Raw genomic sequence first — 25,814 nt, forward strand, 5'->3', positions numbered from 1 at the left:
CAGCCTCTTCCACAATTTTCACTCGTTCTTCTTCAGTATATTTTCTAATAAAATTTCCACTCATAATGCACCCCTCCATTCATTAATCCTAGTATAATTCCATTTGAATTATGAGTCTACATTTCTATAGGGGCCTATGAGACATTCACTGTCAATTGTCCATTGTCAATTTTAAAAATATAGATTAATAATTAGCATTAAAATTCTCAACTGAAACATGAATAACTTAAATTTCCAACTTGGATTCCTATATATTTAAATTCCCTTTTAAATTCTATTTGATCCTGTATATGAACTAAAACCACCTATTACATTAATCACATTAAAACCTAATCCTCTTAACTCACTACAAGTTCTTGAGCTTCTTTTTCCAGATTGGCACATAATATAATATATCTTATCTTCTCTTAAATAATAGCTGGGATTTGACAATAACTCATTCATAGGTATATTTCTAGCAGTTCGTATAGTTGACATTTGATAATCATATGCATCTCTTATATCTATTAAATCAATTTTTCCTATTAGTGAATCTATATTGTTTATATATATATCATTACTTCTATATGAATAATCATACATATTTACCATCTCCTAAATTTTTAGATTTTTAAGATAAATTTTCACTTTATACTCTTATCAGCTTATAAACCTATATTTGTATTTTATTCCTTTATTAATGATTTGGAACCCTATAATGACTTAAATACTCAATATATTTATAGATAAAAAATAATATTGAACTGAGCTTATTTTCCTATGTTTCTAATAGAATTTAATTTATTAATTTATAATATAAAAAAGATATGTGCATTCCATCTCACATATCTTTTTTATTGTAAAGTTACTATTTTATTCTTGCAAGTAAACTTTCTTTATAAACTAAATCTAAACATAAGTTTTGCAAGTGTATATATCCTGTATAACATTTACAAATTTCATTTTTTCTCGCAGGTATCTCTTTAAGTTTATTTAACTTATCTTTATATATAGAGCCTAATGGATTATTATTTCTATAACATTTATGTATTACTCCATTTCCCTCTATCCAAAATACATTTTTTCCTGCATTACAATTTTCATAATCACAAATATAATTTTTATTATTTATATTAAAGTATTCGTCAATTTCTACTAACCTATTTATATCTTCATTGCTGTAATAATCTTTAATATCTTTATATGCATTTATCCATAAATATATCTTTTTATCTATATTTAACAACTTGTCCTTTAGTACACAAATTTTATTTATATTTTCTTTAATTCCTACAGTTCCTACACTAAATTTTACATTTAACTTTATTAATTTTTCTATTTGTAATAAGAACTTTTCTAGCTTAACTTGATCTGGATGATATGTTACCCATAATTTTAATTTATCCCTATCTACATTTTTAAGCCAATTTAAATCACCACTTAAATTAGTTTGAATTACTAATTCATCTATATTAGGTAAATTACTAAGCTCTGTAAGATTGTTTTTATAATAATCAAACCCTAGCACCTCACCTTTAGGTGCTATTAAAATTTTAAAATTATCTTCACTACTTTTAAGAAAAGCTATAAACTTTTTAAACATCTGTTTATCTTTTTCTATATTCTTTTCATTTAATGTATATTTTGAAAATGGACAATAACTACATGTATAATTACAATACTTTATATTGCATCTATAAATTAATGTATACCTCACTTTTATTCCTCAAACAAATCAATTTTATTTTGTACTTCTTTTGATATAAACATTTCTCCTATTGAATCAGAAAACTGTAATCCATTTTCTGAAGGATAAATTCTACTTCCTTCTAAGATTAAATAACCGCTTTCTATTAACTTATTTAATTTTGAAAAATCATCAAGAACATTTGTTTTAAACCTATCATAATACTTTTTCATATCTAATCCAGATATTTTCAAAATAGATTTTATAACATATTTCCTTTTCATTTCATCTTCTGATAATATATATCCATATGTAGCATAATTAAAATTTTCTTCATCAATATACTCATCTATTATATTATCTATTCTCTCTCTTTTTACTGCATACTTTCTTGAATAATGGATATTGTTTATATACGATCTTGCCCCACACCCTAGTCCTATCATTTCACTTTCTTGACATTCATAAGACGGATATAACTCATTTTTCATATCTTGTCTAATGAAGTTTCTCATAGATGTTTGTATATATCCATTATCTATAAGAATCTTTTTTGCTACTTTATAAATTTCTAACATTTTTTCAGTATCTCTATGATTATTTTCATACAACTTTGTTTTTTCTCTTATATAAAGAGGATATAAAAACATCTCTTCCGGATTATAACTTAATGCTTTTTTTAGTGAAATTAAAAATGATTCTATTGTTTGTGATGGAATACCATAAATTAAATCAATATTTCTTATATCTATATTATTTTCAAATATTATATCTAATGCTTTTTCTATGTTTTCTAAACTTTCAAATCTATATATTTCATCTAATTCCTTTTTAAAAAAACTTTGAATTCCTATGCTTATTCTATTTATATAAAAACTATTTAAAAGCTTCATATATTCTTCATTCATAGTAGTTGGTGATGTTTCTATTGAAAAAAATACATTTTTGAAATCTACGTTTAAAATATTTTGTATACTTTCTAATAAAAATTTCATATCATCTATTGGTAGCATAGTTGGAGTTCCACCTCCAAATATCACACTTTCAAATATACACTCATCTTTTATTTGTAATACATCTTTTAAATCTGTCATTTCTCTTACAAGTGTATTTATATAAGCTTTCATATTACTTTTATTTACTTTAGTACTTGAAAAAAGATTGCAATATCCACATTTGCTTTTACAAAATGGAATATGAATATATAAAGTTATCTTATCATTTTTCCTATTTACCCATAAATTTTTTAAATCTATTTTTTCATTAAATTCTCTATAAGATTTTTTATGTGGATAGGAGTACATATAATTTTTATAAGGATTATCTATTATCGTATCTTTAATGTTTTGCATACTAATTAGTCCTTTCACATTTTAATTAAAATGTTATATATAAAAGTGTTTATAAGGAACTGTCCATACAACTTCATGTGCTAAATTATGACCTTCATATCCATCTTCACCATAACAAGTTCCATGATCAGATGTAACTATACAAAATGTTTTATTTCTTTTTTTCATAAAATCAAATAATTTTTCTAATGATTCATCTACATATTCAAGAGCTTTTTCCTGACTTTCAACACAATCAAGTGTTGAACCTAATAATGTTCTTTTATTACTTTTATTATCATTGTCATATTTATCTAAATAAAAATAATTTGGACCATGTATAGCTGAAATATTTAAGAATAGAAAAACTCTTTCATTATTATCTAGTTTCTTTAATTTATCAATTGCAAAGTCAACTTGATTTTCTGTAGAATTCTTGTTATTTACTGAAAATTTAGGATTCCAATAACTTTTCATAAACATATTAGGAATAGTACTACAAACCTCATTTATTTTACTAAAAAATATAACACCACCTATACAAATAGTTGTATATCCTTTGTTTTCAAGTGCTTTTATAAAATTCTCTTCTTTAAAAAGAAATGTGTTTTCCATATGAAAATCCTTAATCATTTGATTATCCATAAAAAATAAATTTTCTCTTTCATTTATTGGAACATATTCACTAGGACTTGGCAAGAAACCTGCAAAAAAGCTGTGATGTGCTGCATATGTAAAACTTCCTGGAGTTTGTCTTTTTTCAAAAGGACCATATTTCCCTAAAGTTTTTAAAATACCTTTTTCATATGCACTTTTAAATACATCATATCTTAATGTGTCTAATGTTATAAAAAGAATATCATAGTCTCCAACAATTTCATTCATATTATAGTTCATAAATTCTAACTCTCTCCCATTAATTTAATTTTTTTAACTGATTTATCTATTTCTTTATAATATATATTTTTATTAGTTCCAATTAAATGATGAAGTAAATCTCCAAATGGATTAACATCAATTATATATGGTTTTCCATTTCTACTATTTACAACATCAATACCAGCTAAAAATGAATTATTAAAAACATTCATAACTGCTTCTGAAGCAGTTTTTATTGTATTTAATTTTTCTTTATTTAAATATTCTATAGATTCTTTTCTTTCATTTTTTAAATGAAGATTAGTAATTGGTGTTTTACTTAATCTCCCTAATAAATACTCAGATTTTTTATCTATAACTATTGATCTAGTATCAAAAGCCAATCCATTATATCTATCTTTTGGTATCCAAGTTTCTACATGTGCTCCATTTTCAAAAACCCAATTTATCAGTTTTTTTATAATATCTTTTTCTGTTGTACTATTAACCTTGTATCCACTATAAAAAATATTTTCTTCTTTTGAGTAATTTAGTGATGTGTGTATTTTTTCTTCATTAAATCTAGGATTATTGCTATATGCTATTACACCTTCACTACCTGAGCCACATCGTAGTTTTATAAAACATTTTATGTACTTATTTTCTACTTCCTCTCTAAATTCATTATAATTTTTATAGGATTTTAATCTTTTAGGTAAATAAAATTCTTTATTCATATATGAACTTTTTTCAAGCATATCATATGTTCTTTTCTTATCCATCATTATTAAACTTTCATTTATATCATTCATCATAAAAATATTTCCGTGTTCACTATTTTTAATTTGAAAATCTATATCTAAAAACACTTTTTCTATACCTTTATACCATTTTGACGGATCTATTATGGGACATTTTGAAAAATCTATATTATCTATTTTTCTTTCATCTAAATTATTTTCTTTTAATCCTATTTTTAGAAATGACTTATATAAATATAAATCCTTCTCTGGTGGTTCTATTTTAACAATAGTTCCATTTTCTAAATACTTTTTTATTTCTCCTTGATTATTTATAATTTCTTGCCAAGTTAAAACATTATAATTATAAAATGATTTGTTTTTTAAGCAATTTAGAAAAACCTCTATTCTTTTTCCCTTTTCATCACCAATAATTAAAAATTTTGTGTTCATAAGTTTTACTCTGTTATGAATGGTGATCTATACTCTTCATCCATATCATAAACATCTTCTTGGCTAGTTAAATATTTTATATTAAGTTTTTCTAGTTCATTTTCTAACTTCATTAATAAACTTTCAGATATAAAATTGTATTCTATATTAAATTCCTTTAAATTTTTAAGCTTGTCTATATTTTCAATTATAATATTAGCACCTTTATCAGATAAAGTACCATAAGACATGTCTAAAACCTCTAAGCCCTCTAATATATTACTCTTAAATATTTCATTACAAATTTCATCTTGAATTTCACTGTTTTTAATTCCTAAATATTTAAGTTTAGGAAATCTTTCTCTTTGCATAAATGGTTTTAAATCTTCTATCTCTGCATCAAACCCGTAATTACTATCTCCAAGATATAATTCTAATTTTTCTAAATTAGGAATATCCGCATTAATTATATCTTGTATTGTTTTTTTATTAGTTCCTCCTGAAATAATTATAAGTTCTTTTAATGATTCACTTCTCATATTTTCGAACCTTAAATCATTTCCACCTTTAGCTGTAAATGACTTTAATTTTAATTCATTTACAAGTGGAGCAAGGTTTGTATTTACTATCCAAGATATTTCACATTCTTCACAGTCCATATCTCCAAAATACACACTTTCTAAACTTCTAAATTTATCTTTATTTTTAACTATAGTTTCAACTATTCCTGAAACTTCTGAATCATCTTCCCACGCATCTTCCCAATATCCAATAATCAACTCTTTATTGTCATATGTATTATGTTTTTCTAAATATTTTTCTATTAAATCTGATATTTTATTGCCATCATCATATTCAGTAAAAAATTTTGTTGTACCCCTATTTAAGCATTCTAAATTATCCAAATTAAATTTTCTCACTTTTTCTTCCTCCTCTTGCTTCTTCATATATTCTATACTATTAAGTCTATTTTTTGCTATTTCAAGGCAATTATCGCACTCTATAACTTGCTCATAATAATTTTTAGCAATTTCTAAATCTTTTTCAATGCTTTTTCCATAGTAATAGATATCCCCTAAACTTCTAGCTGCACAAGAACTTCCAAGTTCAATAGCTTTACTATAATAAAGCATACCTTTTTCTAAATTCATTGGTTTTATTTTATCTATGTATATGTCACCTAGTAATGTATAGGACCACTCTACTTCTTTACATTTTAAGTCTTTTTCTTCATGTAATTTTATAAGGTTTTTTAACATTTCTATTGCTGGTTGAAAATCACCATTTTCTTCGAAAAGATACCCTAATCCGTAAAAAGCAGATGCTTCTCCAGCATTTATAGCATCATTAAATAACTTTTTAGCTTTATTATCATCTTTATCAACACCTTGTCCATTATAATATAGCCATCCTAAGTTGCATAAAGCCTTTTTATTACCTAAATTTATAGCCATTTCATATAGAACTTTAGCTTTATCAAAGTTTTCATCTACTTCCATGCCATAATCATACAATTCACCAATTTCATTTATTGCACAATCATTATTTTTTTTAGCCTTTAATACTAATTTCTCATCAATTTTATTAATATCTTCACCTATTGTTTTTTCAATTAAATCTAATAGTTCTTTATTCATAAACTTCCTTTCTAAAATATAACAACTTATTTTTATATAATTTTATTTATTATATTTTCATAACATATATTTATATTTGATATTTTTCTTTGTATATTTTTAAAATTTCCAACGTCCTTTGACCTATGAGCATCACTTCCAAATGAAAACTTTAAATTATCCATTTCATTTAAAAGCTTAATTTCACTTATATTAGGATGACGATGAAAATTATTTATCTCTATAACTGTATTATATTTTGTACATACTTTTCCAATAGATAAAACGTCTACAGGAAATTTGTCATTTATATGTGTAATTATATCTATGTTATATTTATTTATAGAATTAATCATAGCTTTGGTATTAACATCTTTTATATGATTATATAAATCTTTATCTATATATTTTTCTATACCTTCATGTCTTTTTAATAAGCTTCTTACTTCACTCAAATAAGATACATCTATTATGTCAAAGTGAAATCCAACTAACAATATATCTAACTCATTTATAATACTTTCACTTATATCTAAATCTCCATTTTCATTTATAATATTAGCTTCAATGCCTAAAAGTATATTTACTTGATTTTTATATTTTTCTTTTAAAAAGTCTACTTGTGAATTAATCTTATCAAACTCTTTTATATCTATACCATAAGGTTTATATGCTGGTCCGTGATCTGTTATTGCTATAGTACTCATCCCATTATCTATTGCATATTTAATATTTTCTTCTATACTATTAATTCCATGACTAAATAATGTATGCGTATGATAATCATCAACTATCTTCATAATCTTACTCCCAATATTAATTAGATAAATTTTATAAAAACTTTAAATTTATCTAATTAATTACTATAATTTTTAAAAACCTTATATTAATATTCGTGTATTTTTGTAAAATTTTAATACATTGTTAAAATTTTTGTAAGTTTATTTATAGTTTTCACTTTTATAAGAGCTTAGATTTTAGTCTTTACAATCTTTTGTTTAATCACTATCCTAAGTCAAGTGGAATGAATTCCACCCTACATATTAATTAATATTTTTCTTTTAGCTACAAAAATTATTATTTCCCTTTGTATCTAAGATTTTAATCTTATCAAATTATGATTTAACTAAAACCTTTAAAGTAAAAAACACTTAGATAATTAAATTTCTAAGTGTTTTAACTAAGTTAATAATTTTAAAGTACATCTATATATTTTGGAATTTCATCATTAGAAAGTTCTCCTTCTATTGATAAATAATAATGTTTTATAGGTTTTAAATTATCATCTAATTCATATATTAATGGAGTTCCAGTAGGGATATTTAAGTTTGCTATACCATCACTAGACATATCATCTAAATATCTTACTAAGGCTCTTAATGTGTTACCATGTGCTGATATAATAACGTTTTTGCCAGCCTTTATTTGTGGTGCTATTTCATTGTTCCACTCTTCTAGTACTCTCTTTTCTGTATCTCCTAAATTTTCAGTAAGAGGTATTTCATCTTCACTTAAATGACTATATCTAAGTTCATTACCTGCATATCTAGGATCATCTTTTGTTAATTCTGGTGGATTTACGTCTACAAATCTTCTCCATTTTTGAACTTGTTCTTCTCCATATTTTTCTATAGTTTCATCTTTGTTCAATCCTTGAAGTGCTCCATAATGTCTTTCATTCAATCTCCAAGATTTATGTACCGGTATCCACATTAAATCCATTTCATGAAGTATAATCCAGAGTGTTCTTATAGATCGTTTTAAATAAGATGTATATGCTATATCAAATGTAAATCCATTTTGTTTTAATACAGCTCCAGCTTTTCTTGCTTCTATTAACCCCTTTTCTGATAAATCTACATCAGTCCAACCAGTAAATTTGTTTTGCATGTTCCAAAGACTTTGACCATGTCTTACAAGTACTAACTTTTTCATTTTTTAGTCTCCCTTCATAATACTTTGTAATAGTATTATGAAGATTTTGGGTTAAATATATACTAAAAAAGACAATGCAAAGATTGTCTTTAAGCTTTTTTACATCTTATTACTAAAGGCATTGATTTATCTTTATCAAATTCATTTTTATTAAACCCTCCAAATAACTCAATATCTTTAAATCCTATTCTTTCTAAACTAACAATAAGATCATCATAAGTTATAGGAAAAAGTTCCACACTATTAGAAAGTTCATTGTTATTTTCAATTTTAAGTATAGTATTGAACAATATTTTATCATCTTTTCTAACATATTTACGAATAAATTCTAATCCTTTTTCTTCATTTTTTATTGTTGGTAACCCATCTAAGTTCAAATTCAATACCTTATAATAATTGATAATTTGAATTACTAAAACACCATTACTTTCAAGTAAATTTTTCATTTCATTTAATGAGACTTCTATTTCATCTTTGTTATCCAAATGAACTAAAGAATTTCCTATACAAAATATTCCATTAAATTTATTATTATAACTCTTACTAAGATTTAATATATTACCCACTTTAAACTCTACTAACTCATTTTCAGTTCTAGATTTTTCTTTTGCTTTTTCTATCATCTTCTCATCTAAGTCTATTCCATTAACCTTATATCCTTCTTTACTTAAACCTATTGTATATTCTCCACTTCCACAAGCAACATCTAATATTGTATTGCCATTTTGAAAGCTTTCTTTTAAAAAGTCTAATGTAACACCTGACATAGGGAATATGTATTTATAGTAATTTGAGATTTCATCATAAAATTTCATTTTTAATTCCTCCATAGTTTTTAATTCTAATAATATTATTTCACTATTTCTAGTATATATAAATAACTTATGTTACAGTAAAAAAATAAAAGATAAACTTTTGAAAAGTTTATCTTTAAAAATTTATATTTATTTTTTTCTTGGTGGTATAACATCATTAACATCAAGTATGGTGTTCCAATGTATACTATATGTTCCACATGGATCATTTTTAGAGCTTATGTACCATAACCTTCTACTTGCAATACTATTATTACTACCACCATTTCCCCAATACCAAAGACCTAAAAAATAACTTTCCATCATATGATCCCATGAATCATAATTTGATTGAAGCATTTTGCATGCATCAACACATATACTTATCGCTTCTTCATATGATATGTATTTTGCTAAAAATCCCCATCCAGCCACATTGCATACTCTACATAAATCCCATGCTAATATTCCTTGTTTTTCATATTCAGATGCAATTTTTTCTAAATTTTTTTTATCATTTTCTTTATCAGCTTTAAAGAATTTTTTAGATTTTATTGACTCTGCATCTTGCTTATATCTTCCTATTAATTCCATACATTCAACATTGTGACCACCATTAAATAGCCAATGTATTGTTTCCTTTAAATCTTCCTCACTTTTAACATTCCAACCTGATTTTAACATTTTCCTCATATGTCTCTTAGCCCAATTATTACTTGGATTACCACCTAAATCAATTGCATTACAATCCGCATTTTTATTAGTATTTGCTCCAACAGCAAAAATGAATTTCATTGTAGGTGTTATCTTCATACTATATTTTTTTCCCTTTTTTATATCTAAAATAACAGTGATAACTAGCCATACAATAATTATTGATAAAATAATCATAAATTTTCCCCCTTAATCTGTTTAATTACATTTTTTAGTTCAACTTTTTAATTTTACCAAATTTATAAATATATTTCAAATGATTATATATAATATTGTAATTAATTTAGGATTTTTATGCATTATTTTGTTAAATACTGTATAAAAAACTGTATTTCAGCAAAATTAAAGTTGCTAAAATACAGTTTTTTTACTTATTTATATAGAATTTTCTTTTCAATAGTTTTTTTAGTTTTTAAGTTTTTTCTTTTTCTCATTTCTCTTGTTACTATACTTTTATTTAAATTTGTATCTTTTGTTACTTTACAATGAGAATAGCCATTTTCAAGTAAATCCAATGCTAAATCTAATTCATTCTTATTATACTTATTTTTGCTACTTTTATTATTTCTAATATTCTCCTTACGTTTAGCAAATTCAATTTCCCTTTGAAGTTTTAAATAATTATTCCATCTTTCAATAGAAAGATTTCCATTTTCTAAGGCTTCCTTTACCTTACACCCTGGTTCGCTATCATGATGACAATTACTAAACTTACATTTAGATATAACTTCTTCAATGTCAGTAAAATTTTCATTAATTCCATCCTGTGCATTCCACATTCCTAATACTCTCATTCCCGGAGTATCTATTATCATACCACCATTTTTAAGAATAATAAGTTCTCTATGAGTTGTTGTATGTCTTCCTCTACTATCACATTCTCTAATACCACTTACTTTCATAATACTTTCACTAGCCATTAAATTTACGAGAGATGACTTTCCAACACCAGATGATCCTAGAAATACTATTGTTTTCATAGGTTTAATATATTCACTTAAATTTTCTATACCTTCTTTTGTAACTGAACTTATAGGAATAATTGGCACACCTATACATACATCTCTAATTCTTTCAATATAAGTTTCATAATCATTACATAAATCTAATTTTGTTAAAACAATTACTGGTGTAGCTCCACTTTCATAAGCTATAGTTAAATATCTTTCTATCCTTTTTATATTAAAATCATGATTAAGAGAAGTCATGATAAAAACATAATCAAAATTTGTAGCCACAACTTGCTCAGTTTCACTATCAGGATCCATTCTAGAAAATTTAGTTTTTCTTTCTAATACTTTATAAATTACATCTTCCCCATATAAATTTCTTTTAACTAATACAAAATCTCCTACTGATGGATATATTTTATCTTCATCTTCATAAAAAAATACAGATCCTTTTAAAATTGCATTTTTTTCACCATATTCTGATATAATTTTATATTTACTTTTTTGAACTTCTATTACTCTTCCAACTATTAAGTCCTTTTCTTTCATATTATATAATTTAGTTTGATTCTTAAAAAACTCTGTATAACCATAATCTTCAATGCTTTTATTATTCATTTAATTCCTCCAAATTTCTATAAAAATTTTTAAAAATAAAAATTAAATTTTTCATAAAAACATCACTTCCTTTCTTTTTTCTAAAAAAAGGCGTAAAAATACCGTAGCATAACAACCTATAAAATTTGGTTATTACCTACGGAACAAAATAAGTATGTGCTTATTATATTCTTATTACATAGATATAAAAATTTTATGAAAGGTTATATCATCACGAAATATAACTTAAATCAAAATATATCTACAAGTTATATTTACGCCCATATTAAATTTTAAACTAAAATCACCTTTTTATTCATCATCATATAAATCAACTCCTTTCATAAACTTTCCATATTATTAATATTACCACACAATTATATTTTTTCAATATTTATAATGTTTTGTTAATAAATTGTTTTTAATATTGCTTTCTTAATATAAGTAATTTATTCTATAAGAAAACAAGTCCTAATTAGAATGTATTTATTAAGTTTTATGGAGGTTATTTATGTGTAACTATTCATCTACTATTTCATTTTGGAATAATATATTCCATAATAAAGTTCCTCAAAAAATAGAAAATATTATTATGCAAAATGATATTGAAGCTGCTATTAAATTTTTAACTACTGACTCAAAAGTAATTTTAGATTATGGTTGTGGAAGTGGTACTATGCTTTTAAAATGTGCTATACATAGTAATATAGAAAAATGTATTGGTATCGATATATCCAATGAAGCAATACTATTATCAAGCAAAGCAGCTACATATAATCATTTAAAGCACAAATTTAGTCTTAAATGTGATGATTTAAGTTATTTAAGCACTTTAAATGAAAACTCTATTGATGGTTGCATATTATCTAATATTTTAGACAATGTAACTATTAATGATTGTGATAAAATTATGAACTATATCAATAAAATAACAAAGCCTAATGGTAAAATTTTAATAAAACTTAATCCATACTTAAATGATAAAAAGTTAAATGAATATGGATTAACATTATTAAATGACAATTTATACATTGAAAAAGAAGGTATTTACTTAAGAAATTTAGATACATCAGAATGGACAAGTCTAATCGAAAACTATTTTTCCATTGTAAATTTTAAAGAAATTTATTTTGATGAATTTAATCAGTTTAATAGACTTTTTCTTCTATTTAATAAAAAATAGATAGCCAACATTATTAGCTATCTATTTTCATGTTATTTTTTTTCATTTTCTAAAGAAATATTAACTTCTATTGTAGCATCACTTACACCCATTTCAACACAAATAACTTTATCTGAACTAGCATTTGATGTAAAGCTTCCTTGTATTAATGTTGGAGTAGATATATCTATGTTTATATTTTCATTTGCAAAATTTGTTGCTACATTTGCAGTTAACATGTTAATAAGTTCTGAAATTGCACTTTGAGCTAACTCATCAAAGTTAGCAACTTCCATACCCATCATCATTCTAGAAGCAATTTTCTTAGCATCCTCTATGCTCATTCCATATATAACATTTCCTTTAATATCTCCAATAAGTCCAATTATTACTACTACTCCAGGGCTTTCTATAAATCTACCCTTTAAACTAATTCCTTTTTTATTAACATCGCCTAAACCTAACTGCGGAATAATATTAGCAAATGCTTGTAAAAATTGATTTATATATTTGACATCCACGTACTTTCACCTCTCTTAAAGCCTATATTTATAGAAAACTCCCCAAATTTGGTTTCTATATCTGCTGAATAATTACTTTCTAATTTTGCTTTTGATATATTAATTGATTCTCCATGAAGTGTTGTTGGTGGAGCAACTCTTAACCCAAATATTTTATTTCTTTTATTTATAATAGAACATGCATTTCCTGCAAACATATTTACTACTTCTGATATAACATTAAGTATTTCTTCTTCATCCTTTGGATCTCTTCTCAAAAGTTCTTTCACAAAATTTTCTGCCGTTTTAAATGACATATCGAAAATTACTCTTCCTGAGTACTTTCCTATAATACCCATAATTATTGAAATACCTTCAATTTCTCTACCTTTATCAATATTACATTCATTTTTAAATTCAGGAATTGTTTTAGTTAATCTATTAAATATATTAAGCATAGCTTCTTTAAAAACTTCAACATATATTTTATCTAGTTCTAAATATAAGTCTTCATCTGCTACCACCCTATTTATAAGTAATGATAATTCTTCTGAATCCACAGGCTTTTGAATATAACCAGATATATTATTATTCTTAGCTTTTTTTATAAGTTCATCATCCATCATTGAACTAACAATTATAACCTTAATATTACTATCAATATCATGTATTGCTTTAGTACATTCAAATCCATCTGTTCCAGGAAGTGTCATATCCATAGTCACTAAATCTGGTTTTAATTCATTAGTTTTTTCAATAACCTCTTTTAAAGATTGTGCATCTCCAACTACATTAAAACCATTTTCTACTAGCGTATCGCTTAATAAAGCAATTTGAAAAGGTGAATCATCAACGATTAATATTTTAATATCTTTCATAATATATCTATCCCTTCAACTTATTATTAATATTATACTAAATTTACAGTTTTTAAACTATACAGTTTTTATTACTACATAATGTTTTATATTTTATCTATTAATATTATATTTAATATTTCTATTTTTTTCAACAAATTTCAACATTTTTTAACATTATTCAAATCTTTTTAATTTTCTATATATAGGTTTTCAATTTCAAAATAATCCTTTTATCAAATATTAATTACAAAACTATAGTTTATGATCAGTATAATATTTAGAATTAATTTACAATTAAAAATTATTCTTACCAACCATAGTTTTAAATTAATTGGATCTACAATTTTAAGATTTACTTCTAATTTTATATTATTAATTAAAATACTGCTTAAAATTACATATTAAAATTATGAATTAATCAATATATAAAACTAAAATATTAGGTTGAAACCTTATAATCTTAAAATTTAAGTTGTAATACTTCATTTAAATACTTAGACCCACTTGAGAATTTTAGTTAATGTTATAAACTTTTTACTTTTATTTGATATAATTATATATATTTCAATACATTATATAAAGGAGTAACTTTATGATTAAATACCTTATGTTATATATTCTTTTTATCAATATTATTTCTTTTTTTATTATGTTAATAGATAAAAGAAAAGCTATTAATAAAAAATGGAGAGTACGTGAATCTTCCCTTATAACTTTTGCTTTACTAGGTGGATGTATTGGTATGCTTTTGAGTATGTATTTATTTAGACATAAAACAAAACATCCTAAATTTTATATTGGTGTTCCATTAATATTGATAATTCATTTAATATTACTTTTTGTTTTTATTTCAAATTAAATGTTTTTTAAAATAAACCAATAATAAAAATTTATTATTGGTTTATTTTCTAATGTTTTTACATTTTAAAAGCTTTTAACGCTTCTTTTAATGCTTCAGAGAGTACAATTAATTCTTCTGCATTAGATGTAACTACTTCAAAAGCTTGTAATTGTTCTTCAGCTGATGATGTAACTTCTTCTGATAATGTAGCAACTTGTTGTGACACTAAAGATACCTTTTCTATAGAATTGCTAACTTCTTCTTTATTATTTCCTATAGTATAAATTTCAGAATTTATTTCTTTTGTTATTACTATCATTGATTCTAAAACTTCACTCATTTTACTAATAGATTCTTCCATCTCATCAAATGCTAATGATTGTTTATTATTAACTTCATAGGATTCATCTATAGAAATCTTAGTTTTATCTACTATTGCATCTATTCCATTTATTATATTTTGAATATCTTTTGTTGCTTCCCCTGTTTGTTCAGAAAGACTTCGTATTTCATCTGCAACTACAGCAAATCCTTTACCTGCTTCACCTGCTCTTGCAGCTTCAATTGATGCATTTAATGCTAACAAATTAGTTTGCTCTGATATTCCATTTATAGATAAAACCATGGATGAAATATTTTTCATTTCATCTATAAGTTTCTCTACTGTTTCTTGTACTGCTGTAAAACTTTTAACTGATTGTATTCCTGATTCTTTTAAGAATGTAACTTTTTCATTACTATCCTTTATAGCACAAATTATATTTCCACTACTTTGTTCCATATTGTTATTTTTTAAACTTAAAACTTCTATTCTTTCTCCAAGTTCTTTTGTTTTTTCATTAGTATCATTAACATCTTCTGCTTGTGATATTGTTCCCTCTGATATCTCTTGCATAGAATTTTTAATTTCTAAATTTGATGCAGCAACTTCTTCAGTAACAGCACTTAAATTACTTGATGATTGATCTATTTTATTAACAGCCTCTAAAACATTTCCTATAAGCCCTCCCAAGTTATCAATCATTTTATTTACATTTATAGATAATTGTCCAATTTCATCATTTGATTTTATATTTTCAGATTTTGAGCTTAAATCTCCATTTGCAACTTTATCTACAATGGCTGTAATTTCCTTTATTGGTTTAGCTATTACTTTACTTAAAATCACAATTATAATAAGTCCTAATAGTACAAATAATGCTGATACTACAATTATCTTAACATTTATTGATTTAACTGGTGCCATTATATCACTAGTTTTACCCCCTGAAAAAACAACCCAATTTAGTCCATTAACTTTAGAATATGCAGCCATAAGTTTAGAACCTTCATATGTATATTCAACTATTCCATCATTCAGTTCTGATGATTTTACAATCTCCTCTAATTCCTGAACACCATATGGTTCTGCTACTAATTCTTTATTGTGGTGATAAACTACATTTCCATTAGTATCTAATATATAATTATAAAAATTTTCTTGTTCAAATTGATTTATACTATTTCCAAAATCCTCTACTTCTATAGAAATAGTAGTAATACCAATAACTTTATCTGTACCTTTTTCAAAAAGAGGTAATGTTGCTCCTGTTACTAAATTTCCTGTTACTTTTGATTTAGTAGTATCTATAATTGATGGAGCTTTAGTTTCTTTAGTTCTTTTAAAGTATGCTCTATCTGAAAACGATGTTCCTATAGAATCTGGAGACGAACTAGCTATTATATTTCCATTTATATCTATAATATGAGTTCTTTGAACTTTTTCCTTTTTTGAATTATATTCTTCCATCTTTGTAGTTATTTTTTGTTGTAAAGTTTTAAACTCAGATGTATTATTTTTACCTTCTGCTGACATTTTCAATAATGTATCTATATCATCATCATTTTGATATATCAACAACCCATTTTGTTCTTTTTCTATTATTCCTTGAATACTTTCCGATGTTCCCTTAGCATTAGAAATAAAGTTGTCTATAGTTGATTTTTCTATAGCTTTTTCACTTAATTTACTAGACACTAAAGTAAGCATAACTGTAGTAAATATAAGAATTATTCCTACTGTAAAAGAAATTCTTCCTTGAATACTAGATTTTAAAGGCTTTCTCAAAAATTTAATGTTCACTTTACTTACCTTCTTTCTAAAATTTATTGTTTATTTTAAATTTATTATCGTATTCATTATTTTCAAACTTTATATAATATAATTAAAACTTTATGAAGTATTTGTTAACATATATACACTTTTCCTATTCTGAAATATTAATTATGTCGAATCTTTTAAAAACTTCTATTTACAAATACAACTAAATATTCTTTTGTAATGTTTTTTATATTTTTTATTTCTATTTCCTGGAAAATATTTTATTCAATACTCATATTCTTAGTTTTTATATAAAAAAACAAACTACATTTAAACTAGTGTAGTTTGCTCACATATCTACTTTATTAAATTTTATTTTTCATTAAATTCTTCAATTAAAATTGAATAATTTAATCTATCCCATCGTTTTCCTAAGAAATAAACAGCTTTTCTCTCTATTCCCTCTAATTTAAATCCATTCTTTTCTAAACATTTTTGAGCTGATTTATTTTGTTCAAGTGTGTCAGCAGTTACTCTTTCCATTCCAATATGCTTAAATCCATAATTTAAAATAAGTTTTATGGCTTCACTACCATATCCTTTCCCTCTATATTCTAGTTTAGAGAATCCTAACCCAATAGAGCACACTCTATTTCTCCAATCTATATCTTGTAAAGCTATATCTCCTATAATCGTTCCATCTAAAAGAAAAACTCCAATTCTCACATGTTCCTTACCTTGACATTTTTGAATTTCATCAAACCATAAATCAGAATTAGAAACTGACTTTCCAATATTTAATGGCTCTACCATATTTCCATAGTCATATTCAAAATCCTCATATAATTTTCTACAATCTTCTTTTTCAAGTGCTCCTAGATATATATTTTCCCCCATCAATTTTAACATAACTTATACATACATATTAAGATATTCTGAGTTATCTTAATTTACCCTCCCTCTATAATTCTTTTAATTTATTTAAACTTATTTTTAAGTTCATTTTCTATTATTGGTATTGGAATAATTAAAAATACTATTCCTAAAAACACATTAATAAGACTTAAATATTCTTCTGATATAGGCTTTATAAGTTTAATAATAACAATGACTACACATAAAATTACACCTAATATAAAATATATTTTAGATGCTCTTTTATGTTCATAAATCCATGTTTCCTTTGATTTAATTGAAAGTGAAGTTCTATATCCATGAAAATTGTTTATTTCTTTGGGATAATTATTTTTATATGATATACCAATAACTATCATACTCAATGGTATAAGTAGATCTATTATCCAAAAAAATTTTTCCAAAATATTTCAACTCCCCTATTTAATAGTTATTTAAAACTATATTCCACTCTTGTTGAAATTTTGACTTTATAAAATTTGAATAACTATCATTTTTATTTATTAAATTTTCATTTCTAATTTCATTTATAATTATATTGCTAATATTTTTAAGTTTTTCTCCACTTAATTCTGAATATCTTTCTATTATTAATTTCCCTTTGTTTTCATACTCCAAAAGTTCTTCATATATATCTTCTATTTTCTCTACTTTATTTATAGGTATATTTCCTTCACTAACAAAAGTATATTTTATATTTTGAGGATTAACTTTAAATCCTACATTATAACATTCATATAGGTATCCTGTTTTTCCTTTATATATATCATATAAAGCATTATTATAATATTCTGTATATATAGGTGTATCACTATATTCTTTAAATCCATAAGTATAAAAATTATTTTTTATCATATAAAAAGTTGCTATAACTTCATTAGTTGTAACATATACAAAATCATTTTTAGGACTTAAATTTCTTAAATTTTTCATCAAACTACCATGAAAATATTTCATATTATATTCCTCCATATTCAAAGTTATAATGTTAACTTAAATATGTTGTTGCATCTACTAATTGAAATTCTTCATAATCATTTATAAGGTTTCTTAAAATTTTACAATGATCTGCACCATATATAACTAGTAATCTATCATTTTCCTTAGCTATATTTTGTAAATTTCCAAAAATATAGAGATTTCTTCTATACCACTCCGTAATAAATTTAACTCCACAGTAATTATATCCTGCTCCAATTTTTACTGCCTCTAAATAAAATTTACTATGTCCTCTTTCTATTCTATTAATATTATTAAGCATCTTAAATATAGTTAATATAGAACCTTCCTCCATAACACACTTTTCATTTTTAGCTAATTCATCGAGTCCACCAACAATGTTTTCATAACTTACTTTGTCATTTTCTTTGCTATATTCTAAAAATTCATCTGGTAAATCTACTGGATAATTTAATGGGTATATTAATTGATGTTTTAATAACTTAGCCATCTTAAATGCAATTTGAAATACTTCACTTCTTTCATTTATTAAATTGTTATCTATTAGCTTATCGTCACTTAAATAATATTTATATATTTCATTTAATTTTTCTTCTTCATTTTTATTTAACTCTACAGCTATTTTATTTGGTTTAAATCTTATTAACTTATCAATTAATTCAGTAACTTCTTGTTGCTTTTTCTCACTTAAAATATCTTGTTTTTCATGATTAATAAGATGTTCTCCTTGTGATCCAAAATGATAAGTGCCTAATATAAGTATTTGAGATTTCATAAATTTTCCCCCTATTTTTGCTTTTTAAAGTATTATACATTATATTACAATATTATACAAATAATTGAAAATATTATTATCAAGCTTAAAAGTTATACTATCATAATATTTTCCATTTACCTTTAACAAGTCAACATCTCTATTAATTTCTTTAAATCCAAGTTTTAATGCTAATTTTATCATTCTTTCATTTCCAGACCAAGTTTCAGTATACACTTCATTTGTAATATTACTCAAAATATATTTTATAAACTTTAATAACGCTTCATATCCTAATCCTTTTCCCCTATTTTCTTTGTTAATTATATCAATGCCTACAGCTAATTTTTCTTTATCACCATTTATATAATATGAACTAACTCTTCCAATATGTTTTCCTTCTTTAGATTCTATTTCAAAATGTGTTTTTATCTTAGGTGGATTTTGTACTTCTTTTATTATGCATTGTTTTATTTTTTCTAAATTAATTTCTTCATCTTTTTCCCATGGTGCATCATAATCTTTCCACTCTGTATTTACCGTATACCAATCTATATAATCATCAATATCTTTTAAATTCCTATCTCTTAAAATTAAATTATTCATAAATATTTACTCCCCATAAAAATATTAAAAATTTTCTTTATATTAAAATTAAATAAAAGCTTGTTAATTAACCCTAAAATTAAATAATTTCAATTACATACATAAATCTATCTATTTTCTTATATCTTAATTTTTTATTAAACTTTTTAAAATGTATTTCTAAAGTATCTACATAAGAATAGTATTCATCTTTTATTTCATATATTTCTTCTTCATTTAATGTCTCTAATAGTTTTTCTTCCTCACTTTTATTTTTAAACATTAAATCCCCTATAATTATTTTCCCATTATCTTTTAAAACTCTCATCATCTCATCTATAGCTATTATTTTTTCCTCTTCATTTAAATGATGAAAAGCATAAGTTGACACTATAACATCAAAGCTTTTGTCACCATATGGAATTTTTAAAAATTCTCCTAATCTAACTTTTAATTTAGGATATTTTGATTTAGCTATATTAAGCATTTCTCTAGATTGATCTATTCCTACTATATCATAATTATTTTCTAAAAATTTTCCACTTAAATTTGCTGTTCCTACTCCTATTTCTAATATAGCACAGTCCTCTTTCTCATTTTCAATAGCTAATTTATAAACTTTTTCTAAAATCATCTCATAATTTTCATATATTTTTATAGCACCTCTATTTTCTAATACAGAAATATCATAAGTTTTAGCCCAATTATCAAAGTTCCATTTATCACTCCAATTATTTTTAACATAATTTATATTATTTGCATTTTCTATTACTGTTTGTATGTCTACTTTGGCATTTAAAATTTCTTCTTCATATAAATTGTCTAAGACTTTTTCTAAAGCACTTCTAATTACCGTTAATCTTTGAATTTCATTATTAACTATTTCCCACTGATTATTAAAATGATTTAAAAAGTTACTTGTACTACTATTCTTTAAAATATCTTTTATTTCTTTAATAGACAAACCAACTGACCTATATAAAAGTATTGATTGAAGTTTAATTATATCTTCATTATTAAATTTTCTATATTCATTGTCCTCATTTCTTATAAGATTTAATAACCCTTTTTTTTCATAATATCTAATTTTGTTAGTTGTTATATTAAACATTTTAGCAATTTCACTAATGTTATAATTATTGTTCATTTTCTTATCACCTCTCACTAACCATTTTAACCGTTAGCCTTAGGCGAATGTCAACATAATATATTATTTATAAAATTAAAAGGTGTAGTTTTATTAATTAACTACACCTTTTATAATCTATTTCTATTTTAAGTGACCATAAATATCAAATATTTTAAAGTTAGATTTTTCATTTTCCTTCACCACAACATAATATCTTGTGTAAGTTCCACTAGGAAATTGTGCTATACTATCTTGTTTTTCTGAAAGTTTATTAGTATATTTAACTTCTACAATTTTAAATTCTTTTGGATTTAGAGTTTCTAGCCTATCCATATAATCATAATACGTTTTTTCATTTTCATTTTTAGAGTATTCATCCTTACTTAAAACTTTTAAACTATGAATCACTATTTTTTCAGTATACTTACCTTTTTCTAAGTTTTCTTTGTATAGTTTAGGGTAATTTAGATATATATCATTTTGTACATATATATCTTTAAATTTATCATATTCATCACTTATCTCTACTTTTAATGCATCTAAAATGACTTTCTCACTTTCTTCATATGGTACAACTTCTGATTTAAATGTTCTTTCTCCATTTTTGTATTCTAACTCATATTGATTTTTAGTTGTATTATTATTTGAATTTTCACCAGTGTTTTTTATAACATCATTGTCATTTTTAATCTTATTAATAGATTGTGATCTTTCATCATCCTTTTTTGTTTCTTTTACACTTATCTCCACTTTTTTATCATTTTCATTTTTGTCACTATTATCTTTTTCTATAGTAACTTTTGCACAACCTATCATTGAAGTCATTGCTAATAAAATAGTAATTATTATTAGTAACCTTCCTTTTCTCATCTTTTCTACCCCTCATCTAATAAATTTGATTTTTTAATATTTACTTTTGTAGAGACTTTTTTAATTAAAATTTGTACACTTTACTTAATCAATTTTGAAATTTTCCTTAAAAATAGATTGATTACATATTTTTAATATTTCCTCCATATTTAAAGGTTCATCATCTTTAAAGCTGGCCCATGAACTTATTATTTTAGCAGCATTTGTAATCATAGAATTTTCTTTTTTTCCTTTGCTTCTATCTAACACTTCTTCTTTATCTAATTTCAAAGTATCATCTACCTCTTTTAAAGATACTAAAAACTCATCTACCTCTTCATTTGCAAAACACATCTTTATAACTTCCAAACTATTATCTGGATATAAATCCATTAACCCTTTAATTACAGCAGTAATAACATATATGTTTCGATCTTTTAACTTTTTCTCTAAAAGTAATTTGAAATATTCAACTATTTCAGTTCTATTTAATTTATTATTTAAAGTAAGTATTACTAAAAGATGTGCACATTCACTTCTTGCCATAGAATTTATCTTTGTATCTTCTATTGCTTTTTTTATATCTTTTAATTGACCATCATATACACTTGCTAATATTTTAGCTGAATCTTCTACTAATGTATCACCATATAAATTAAAAGAAATTTTTTCGGGTAATTTTATCAAATCTAAATATATATTAAAAAGAATTTTTTCCTTAAACTGTGCTAGTAAGTATGTAGCATATATATGTCCCCAATAATGACTATTTTCTATGTAATTTTCATAATTTGATTTAAAATTTTTCAAATACTCTATAAGAAAGTTTCTGGATTCATCTTCTCTTATTGCAAGTTCTTCAATTTCCTTTCGAGGGCACTCCCCCTCATTATATTCAATACTATTCATTATTTCTTGTACTGTTTTCATTACTTATCATCTCCTTAATAAATATATTTAACTTATACTCATATATATATACTTAATTTAACAATATTTATTAAGAAAACATTAAAAGTGGTATTAAATATTATTAAGTACCACTTTTAATGTCTTAGTTCTATTTTCGCAAATAATTTATTATTAATATAATTAAAACTAAAAAAGATATTCCAATTATTATTTTTAAAGCTTCATTATTACTTATATTAGCAATATTGTCTTTTTCATTTTTAATAACATCTTTATTTTCTTTTAAATTTAGCATATGTTCTATTTTGTAGTCGATTCTACTATCATTAATAACTTTACCATTGTAATAAACATTTTTTTCATCTGACTTAAATCTTTTCTTAGCCCCATTGCTATTAATAAATTCCTTTATAATAAGTGCAGTTTTCCTATAATCTTTATTATCTTTTAAGTATAATACATTTAAATTTGCATAATTCATAGAATCCACAAGGTAAATACCATTAGCTGAAATAAAATTATCACCTTTTTTATTTAAAGATGCTAATATTATATCATTTTCTAATATTTTATCTTTTTTAGATTTGCTTCCTTTAAATAAATCATACTCTTTTATATTTTCTATTTTTATAGTGTTACTTACTTTTAATTTTTCTATATCAGTGCCTTTAGGTATCTTCTTATTTGTAATTTGAGTTGTTACATTTACCTCTATAGAATTCTCATAAACTTTTATTACTTTTCCAATTATAAGGATATCCTGCTCATAATTTAAAAACTTAGACAAATTTTCTTCTGCAAAAATTGTTATATAATTCAATGTGCAAATAGCAAGTATAATAAATAAAATTTTTATTACTTTATCTTTCATAAAATATCTCACCTTAATGAAAATTTAGCATAAAAATTTATACTACTTTATACTATTATATTTTTAAGTTATATTTTGGTGCTTAAATTTTAAGCACTTACAACATACTATTTCGAATTATTTTCTGTGTTTTCAAATTTTGAATTTAATATTACAATATCTACTCTTCTATTTTTGCTTCTTCCGCTTTCACCTTCATTGCTTGAAATTGGTCTATATTCTCCATATCCTACTGCTGAAATTCTATCTGGAGAAATTTTATTACTATCAATTAAATATTCTACAACATTAGATGCACGTAGCACTGAAAGTTTCCAATTTGATGAAAAATCATTATTCTTTATTGGTATATTATCTGTATGACCCTCTACTCTTATATAATTATTCATTTTATTTAATAATTTTGACACCTTATCTAGTTGTTCCTTCATAGAATCTGTTATATCTGCTTTTCCACTTTCAAAAAACATACTATCTTTAAAACTAATGATAAGACCTTTATCTTCAATAGATGTAGTTATGTGTTCTTTTAAATCTGATTCATTTATCAAATTATCAACTTCTGATTTTATATTTTCGAGTTTCTTACTTTCTACAAGTTCTGTATTAATTACATTAGGCTCTTGATTTTTTTCATCAACGTCACTATTTCCACTTCCATTTCCACCTTCACCTATTACATTTGTTCCACCGCCAAATACAGACTGAAAAGAATTTGACATTGCTTTATATTTTTGTGCATTTATGCTACTTGAAGAATACATAATAACAAAAAATATCATAAGTAACGTTATTAAATCAGAGTATGTTAAAAGCCATCTTTCTCCACTTTCTTTCTTTTTACCTTTTTTCTTTTTTCTCATAATATCACCACTTCTATAATAATATTATTATTATTAATCATTTAAAAAACCTTGTAGTTGAGTTTCTAATGAATTTGGATTTACACCTTCTTGAATTAGAATTACACCTTCTGTAATAATTTCTTTTTCCAATGACTCTAACTTATCAATATATTTTATTCTATTTGCTATTGGTATCCATAATAAGTTAGCAGATGCTACTCCATAAAGTGTTGCAATAAATGCAACTGCAATTTTAGGACCTAATTCATTTGGGTTTGATAAGTTCCCTAGTACTTGTACAAGCCCCATAACAGTTCCTATAATTCCCATGGTAGGTGCAAATCCACCTGCTGCTTCAAAAATTTCTGCTTGTTCTAATCTACCTTCTGAAATATTTTCATTTATATTTTCTAAAGAAGTTCTTACAACTTCTGGTTGTACACCATCTATTGCTAATTGAAGACCCTTTATTAAAAACTTGTCTATATCTGTTCTTGTTAAATATGATTCTAAGCTAAGCATGCCATCTAATCTAGCTTTAGCCGACATTTCCTTTAATAATTCAATCAATTCTTTTTTATTGTTCTTTTTTACTTTAAGCAAATCTTTTATTGTTCTTAAAATTTTTTTTATAGCTGATGGTGGAAATGATATTCCAATAGCACCAATAGTTCCACCAAATACAATTAAAGCTGCTGTTGGTTGTAGCAATGATCCTAATGCTCCTCCTTCTAAAACAAATGCTACAATTAAAGATAAAATGCCAATTAATAAACTCAATATAACACTTACATCCATTATTATCACAACCTTTACTCTTGATATTTTTTTACAACTTTGTAATTAAACATATTATATTTAATTTATAATCTGATTATGATACCATCATAAAAATAAGTCATTATACTTAACACAGTT

At 24.1% G+C, this 25,814-nt stretch carries 27 protein-coding genes; 2 read left to right on the plus strand and 25 right to left on the minus strand.

What is annotated here, in order from left to right; translation table 11 throughout:
- Window positions 1-267: 267 nt before the first annotated feature.
- The 11 genes from AC07E4_RS10330 to rsgA form a co-directional block, all read right to left on the minus strand.
- Window positions 268-582 (minus strand): rhodanese-like domain-containing protein, encoded by a 315-nt coding sequence (locus tag AC07E4_RS10330; RefSeq protein WP_478216334.1) that lies wholly within the window; start codon window positions 580-582, stop codon window positions 268-270.
- A gap of 265 nt (window positions 583-847) precedes the next feature.
- Window positions 848-1,696, minus strand: a complete 849-nt coding sequence (locus tag AC07E4_RS10335; RefSeq protein ID WP_478216335.1) for an STM4011 family radical SAM protein — start codon at window positions 1,694-1,696, stop codon at window positions 848-850.
- Between the two features lie 2 nt (window positions 1,697-1,698).
- Window positions 1,699-3,018, minus strand: a complete 1,320-nt coding sequence (locus AC07E4_RS10340) for an STM4012 family radical SAM protein (RefSeq protein ID WP_478216336.1) — start codon at window positions 3,016-3,018, stop codon at window positions 1,699-1,701.
- Between the two features lie 33 nt (window positions 3,019-3,051).
- On the minus strand, window positions 3,052-3,894 hold the full coding sequence (locus AC07E4_RS10345) for an STM4013/SEN3800 family hydrolase (RefSeq protein ID WP_478216337.1): 843 nt from the start codon (window positions 3,892-3,894) through the stop codon (window positions 3,052-3,054).
- A gap of 5 nt (window positions 3,895-3,899) precedes the next feature.
- Window positions 3,900-5,048 carry an STM4014 family protein gene (locus tag AC07E4_RS10350; protein WP_478216338.1) on the minus strand — a complete coding sequence of 383 codons (1,149 nt, stop codon included), beginning with the start codon at window positions 5,046-5,048 and terminating at the stop codon, window positions 3,900-3,902.
- 5 nt (window positions 5,049-5,053) lie between these two features.
- Window positions 5,054-6,664, minus strand: a complete 1,611-nt coding sequence (locus AC07E4_RS10355) for an STM4015 family protein (RefSeq protein WP_478216339.1) — start codon at window positions 6,662-6,664, stop codon at window positions 5,054-5,056.
- 32 nt (window positions 6,665-6,696) lie between these two features.
- A complete protein-coding gene (locus AC07E4_RS10360; RefSeq protein WP_478216340.1) occupies window positions 6,697-7,443 on the minus strand; it encodes a PHP domain-containing protein in 747 nt (248 codons plus the stop codon).
- Window positions 7,444-7,837: 394 nt separating this feature from the next.
- Window positions 7,838-8,578, minus strand: coding sequence for a 2,3-diphosphoglycerate-dependent phosphoglycerate mutase (gpmA, locus tag AC07E4_RS10365; protein ID WP_040328862.1), 741 nt, complete (start codon window positions 8,576-8,578; stop codon window positions 7,838-7,840).
- A gap of 89 nt (window positions 8,579-8,667) precedes the next feature.
- Window positions 8,668-9,393 (minus strand): class I SAM-dependent methyltransferase, encoded by a 726-nt coding sequence (locus AC07E4_RS10370; RefSeq protein ID WP_040328861.1) that lies wholly within the window; start codon window positions 9,391-9,393, stop codon window positions 8,668-8,670.
- A gap of 129 nt (window positions 9,394-9,522) precedes the next feature.
- Window positions 9,523-10,263, minus strand: a complete 741-nt coding sequence (locus AC07E4_RS10375; RefSeq protein WP_478216341.1) for a DUF1266 domain-containing protein — start codon at window positions 10,261-10,263, stop codon at window positions 9,523-9,525.
- Between the two features lie 194 nt (window positions 10,264-10,457).
- Window positions 10,458-11,654: a ribosome small subunit-dependent GTPase A gene (rsgA, locus tag AC07E4_RS10380; protein ID WP_430829296.1), complete on the minus strand. Its 1,197-nt coding sequence runs from the start codon at window positions 11,652-11,654 to the stop codon at window positions 10,458-10,460.
- A gap of 490 nt (window positions 11,655-12,144) precedes the next feature.
- On the opposite strand from rsgA, the gene AC07E4_RS10385 reads away from it, so the two are divergent.
- Window positions 12,145-12,816 carry a class I SAM-dependent methyltransferase gene (locus tag AC07E4_RS10385; RefSeq protein WP_478216342.1) on the plus strand — a complete coding sequence of 224 codons (672 nt, stop codon included), beginning with the start codon at window positions 12,145-12,147 and terminating at the stop codon, window positions 12,814-12,816.
- 32 nt (window positions 12,817-12,848) lie between these two features.
- Here the strand turns inward: AC07E4_RS10385 and AC07E4_RS10390 are convergent, their stop codons facing one another.
- The gene (locus tag AC07E4_RS10390) at window positions 12,849-13,316 is read right to left on the minus strand and encodes a chemotaxis protein CheX (RefSeq protein ID WP_430829298.1); all 468 of its coding nucleotides are present in this window, start codon (window positions 13,314-13,316) and stop codon (window positions 12,849-12,851) included.
- The gene (locus tag AC07E4_RS10395; RefSeq protein ID WP_040328856.1) at window positions 13,298-14,173 is read right to left on the minus strand and encodes a response regulator; all 876 of its coding nucleotides are present in this window, start codon (window positions 14,171-14,173) and stop codon (window positions 13,298-13,300) included. Before AC07E4_RS10395 ends, AC07E4_RS10390 begins: the two co-directional genes overlap by 19 nt.
- Before the next feature lie 589 nt (window positions 14,174-14,762).
- Here AC07E4_RS10395 and AC07E4_RS10400 point away from each other — a divergent pair.
- Window positions 14,763-15,014 carry a DUF1294 domain-containing protein gene (locus AC07E4_RS10400; protein ID WP_430829528.1) on the plus strand — a complete coding sequence of 84 codons (252 nt, stop codon included), beginning with the start codon at window positions 14,763-14,765 and terminating at the stop codon, window positions 15,012-15,014.
- 58 nt (window positions 15,015-15,072) lie between these two features.
- On the opposite strand, the gene AC07E4_RS10405 is transcribed toward AC07E4_RS10400, so the two are convergent.
- The 12 genes from AC07E4_RS10405 to AC07E4_RS10460 all read right to left on the minus strand — a co-directional run bounded on the left by AC07E4_RS10405 (window position 15,073) and on the right by AC07E4_RS10460 (window position 25,694).
- The gene (locus AC07E4_RS10405; protein WP_478216343.1) at window positions 15,073-17,118 is read right to left on the minus strand and encodes a methyl-accepting chemotaxis protein; all 2,046 of its coding nucleotides are present in this window, start codon (window positions 17,116-17,118) and stop codon (window positions 15,073-15,075) included.
- A 330-nt stretch (window positions 17,119-17,448) separates the two neighbouring features.
- A complete protein-coding gene (locus AC07E4_RS10410) occupies window positions 17,449-17,985 on the minus strand; it encodes a GNAT family N-acetyltransferase (RefSeq protein ID WP_040328853.1) in 537 nt (178 codons plus the stop codon).
- A 68-nt stretch (window positions 17,986-18,053) separates the two neighbouring features.
- A complete protein-coding gene (locus tag AC07E4_RS10415) occupies window positions 18,054-18,395 on the minus strand; it encodes an SdpI family protein (RefSeq protein WP_478216344.1) in 342 nt (113 codons plus the stop codon).
- A gap of 19 nt (window positions 18,396-18,414) precedes the next feature.
- Complete coding sequence (locus AC07E4_RS10420; RefSeq protein ID WP_478216345.1) at window positions 18,415-18,948, minus strand: hypothetical protein; 534 nt, start codon at window positions 18,946-18,948, stop codon at window positions 18,415-18,417.
- Between the two features lie 31 nt (window positions 18,949-18,979).
- Entirely contained in the window at window positions 18,980-19,726 is a 747-nt protein-coding gene (locus tag AC07E4_RS10425; RefSeq protein WP_430829302.1) for a DUF5694 domain-containing protein, read from the minus strand.
- A gap of 39 nt (window positions 19,727-19,765) precedes the next feature.
- Window positions 19,766-20,311 (minus strand): GNAT family N-acetyltransferase, encoded by a 546-nt coding sequence (locus AC07E4_RS10430; RefSeq protein WP_430829304.1) that lies wholly within the window; start codon window positions 20,309-20,311, stop codon window positions 19,766-19,768.
- Between the two features lie 79 nt (window positions 20,312-20,390).
- Window positions 20,391-21,437, minus strand: coding sequence for a MerR family transcriptional regulator (locus AC07E4_RS10435; RefSeq protein ID WP_478216346.1), 1,047 nt, complete (start codon window positions 21,435-21,437; stop codon window positions 20,391-20,393).
- Window positions 21,438-21,560: 123 nt separating this feature from the next.
- Window positions 21,561-22,289, minus strand: coding sequence for a DUF4829 domain-containing protein (locus AC07E4_RS10440; protein ID WP_478216347.1), 729 nt, complete (start codon window positions 22,287-22,289; stop codon window positions 21,561-21,563).
- A gap of 84 nt (window positions 22,290-22,373) precedes the next feature.
- Window positions 22,374-23,198, minus strand: coding sequence for a DUF1186 domain-containing protein (locus tag AC07E4_RS10445; protein ID WP_478216348.1), 825 nt, complete (start codon window positions 23,196-23,198; stop codon window positions 22,374-22,376).
- 130 nt (window positions 23,199-23,328) lie between these two features.
- Window positions 23,329-24,051, minus strand: a complete 723-nt coding sequence (locus AC07E4_RS10450; protein ID WP_040328847.1) for a hypothetical protein — start codon at window positions 24,049-24,051, stop codon at window positions 23,329-23,331.
- Window positions 24,052-24,158: 107 nt separating this feature from the next.
- Complete coding sequence (locus AC07E4_RS10455; protein ID WP_040328846.1) at window positions 24,159-24,914, minus strand: OmpA/MotB family protein; 756 nt, start codon at window positions 24,912-24,914, stop codon at window positions 24,159-24,161.
- Window positions 24,915-24,947: 33 nt separating this feature from the next.
- Entirely contained in the window at window positions 24,948-25,694 is a 747-nt protein-coding gene (locus tag AC07E4_RS10460) for a flagellar motor protein (RefSeq protein ID WP_040328845.1), read from the minus strand.
- Window positions 25,695-25,814 lie beyond the last annotated feature (120 nt).

This window comes from Clostridium amazonense, assembly GCF_056431285.1.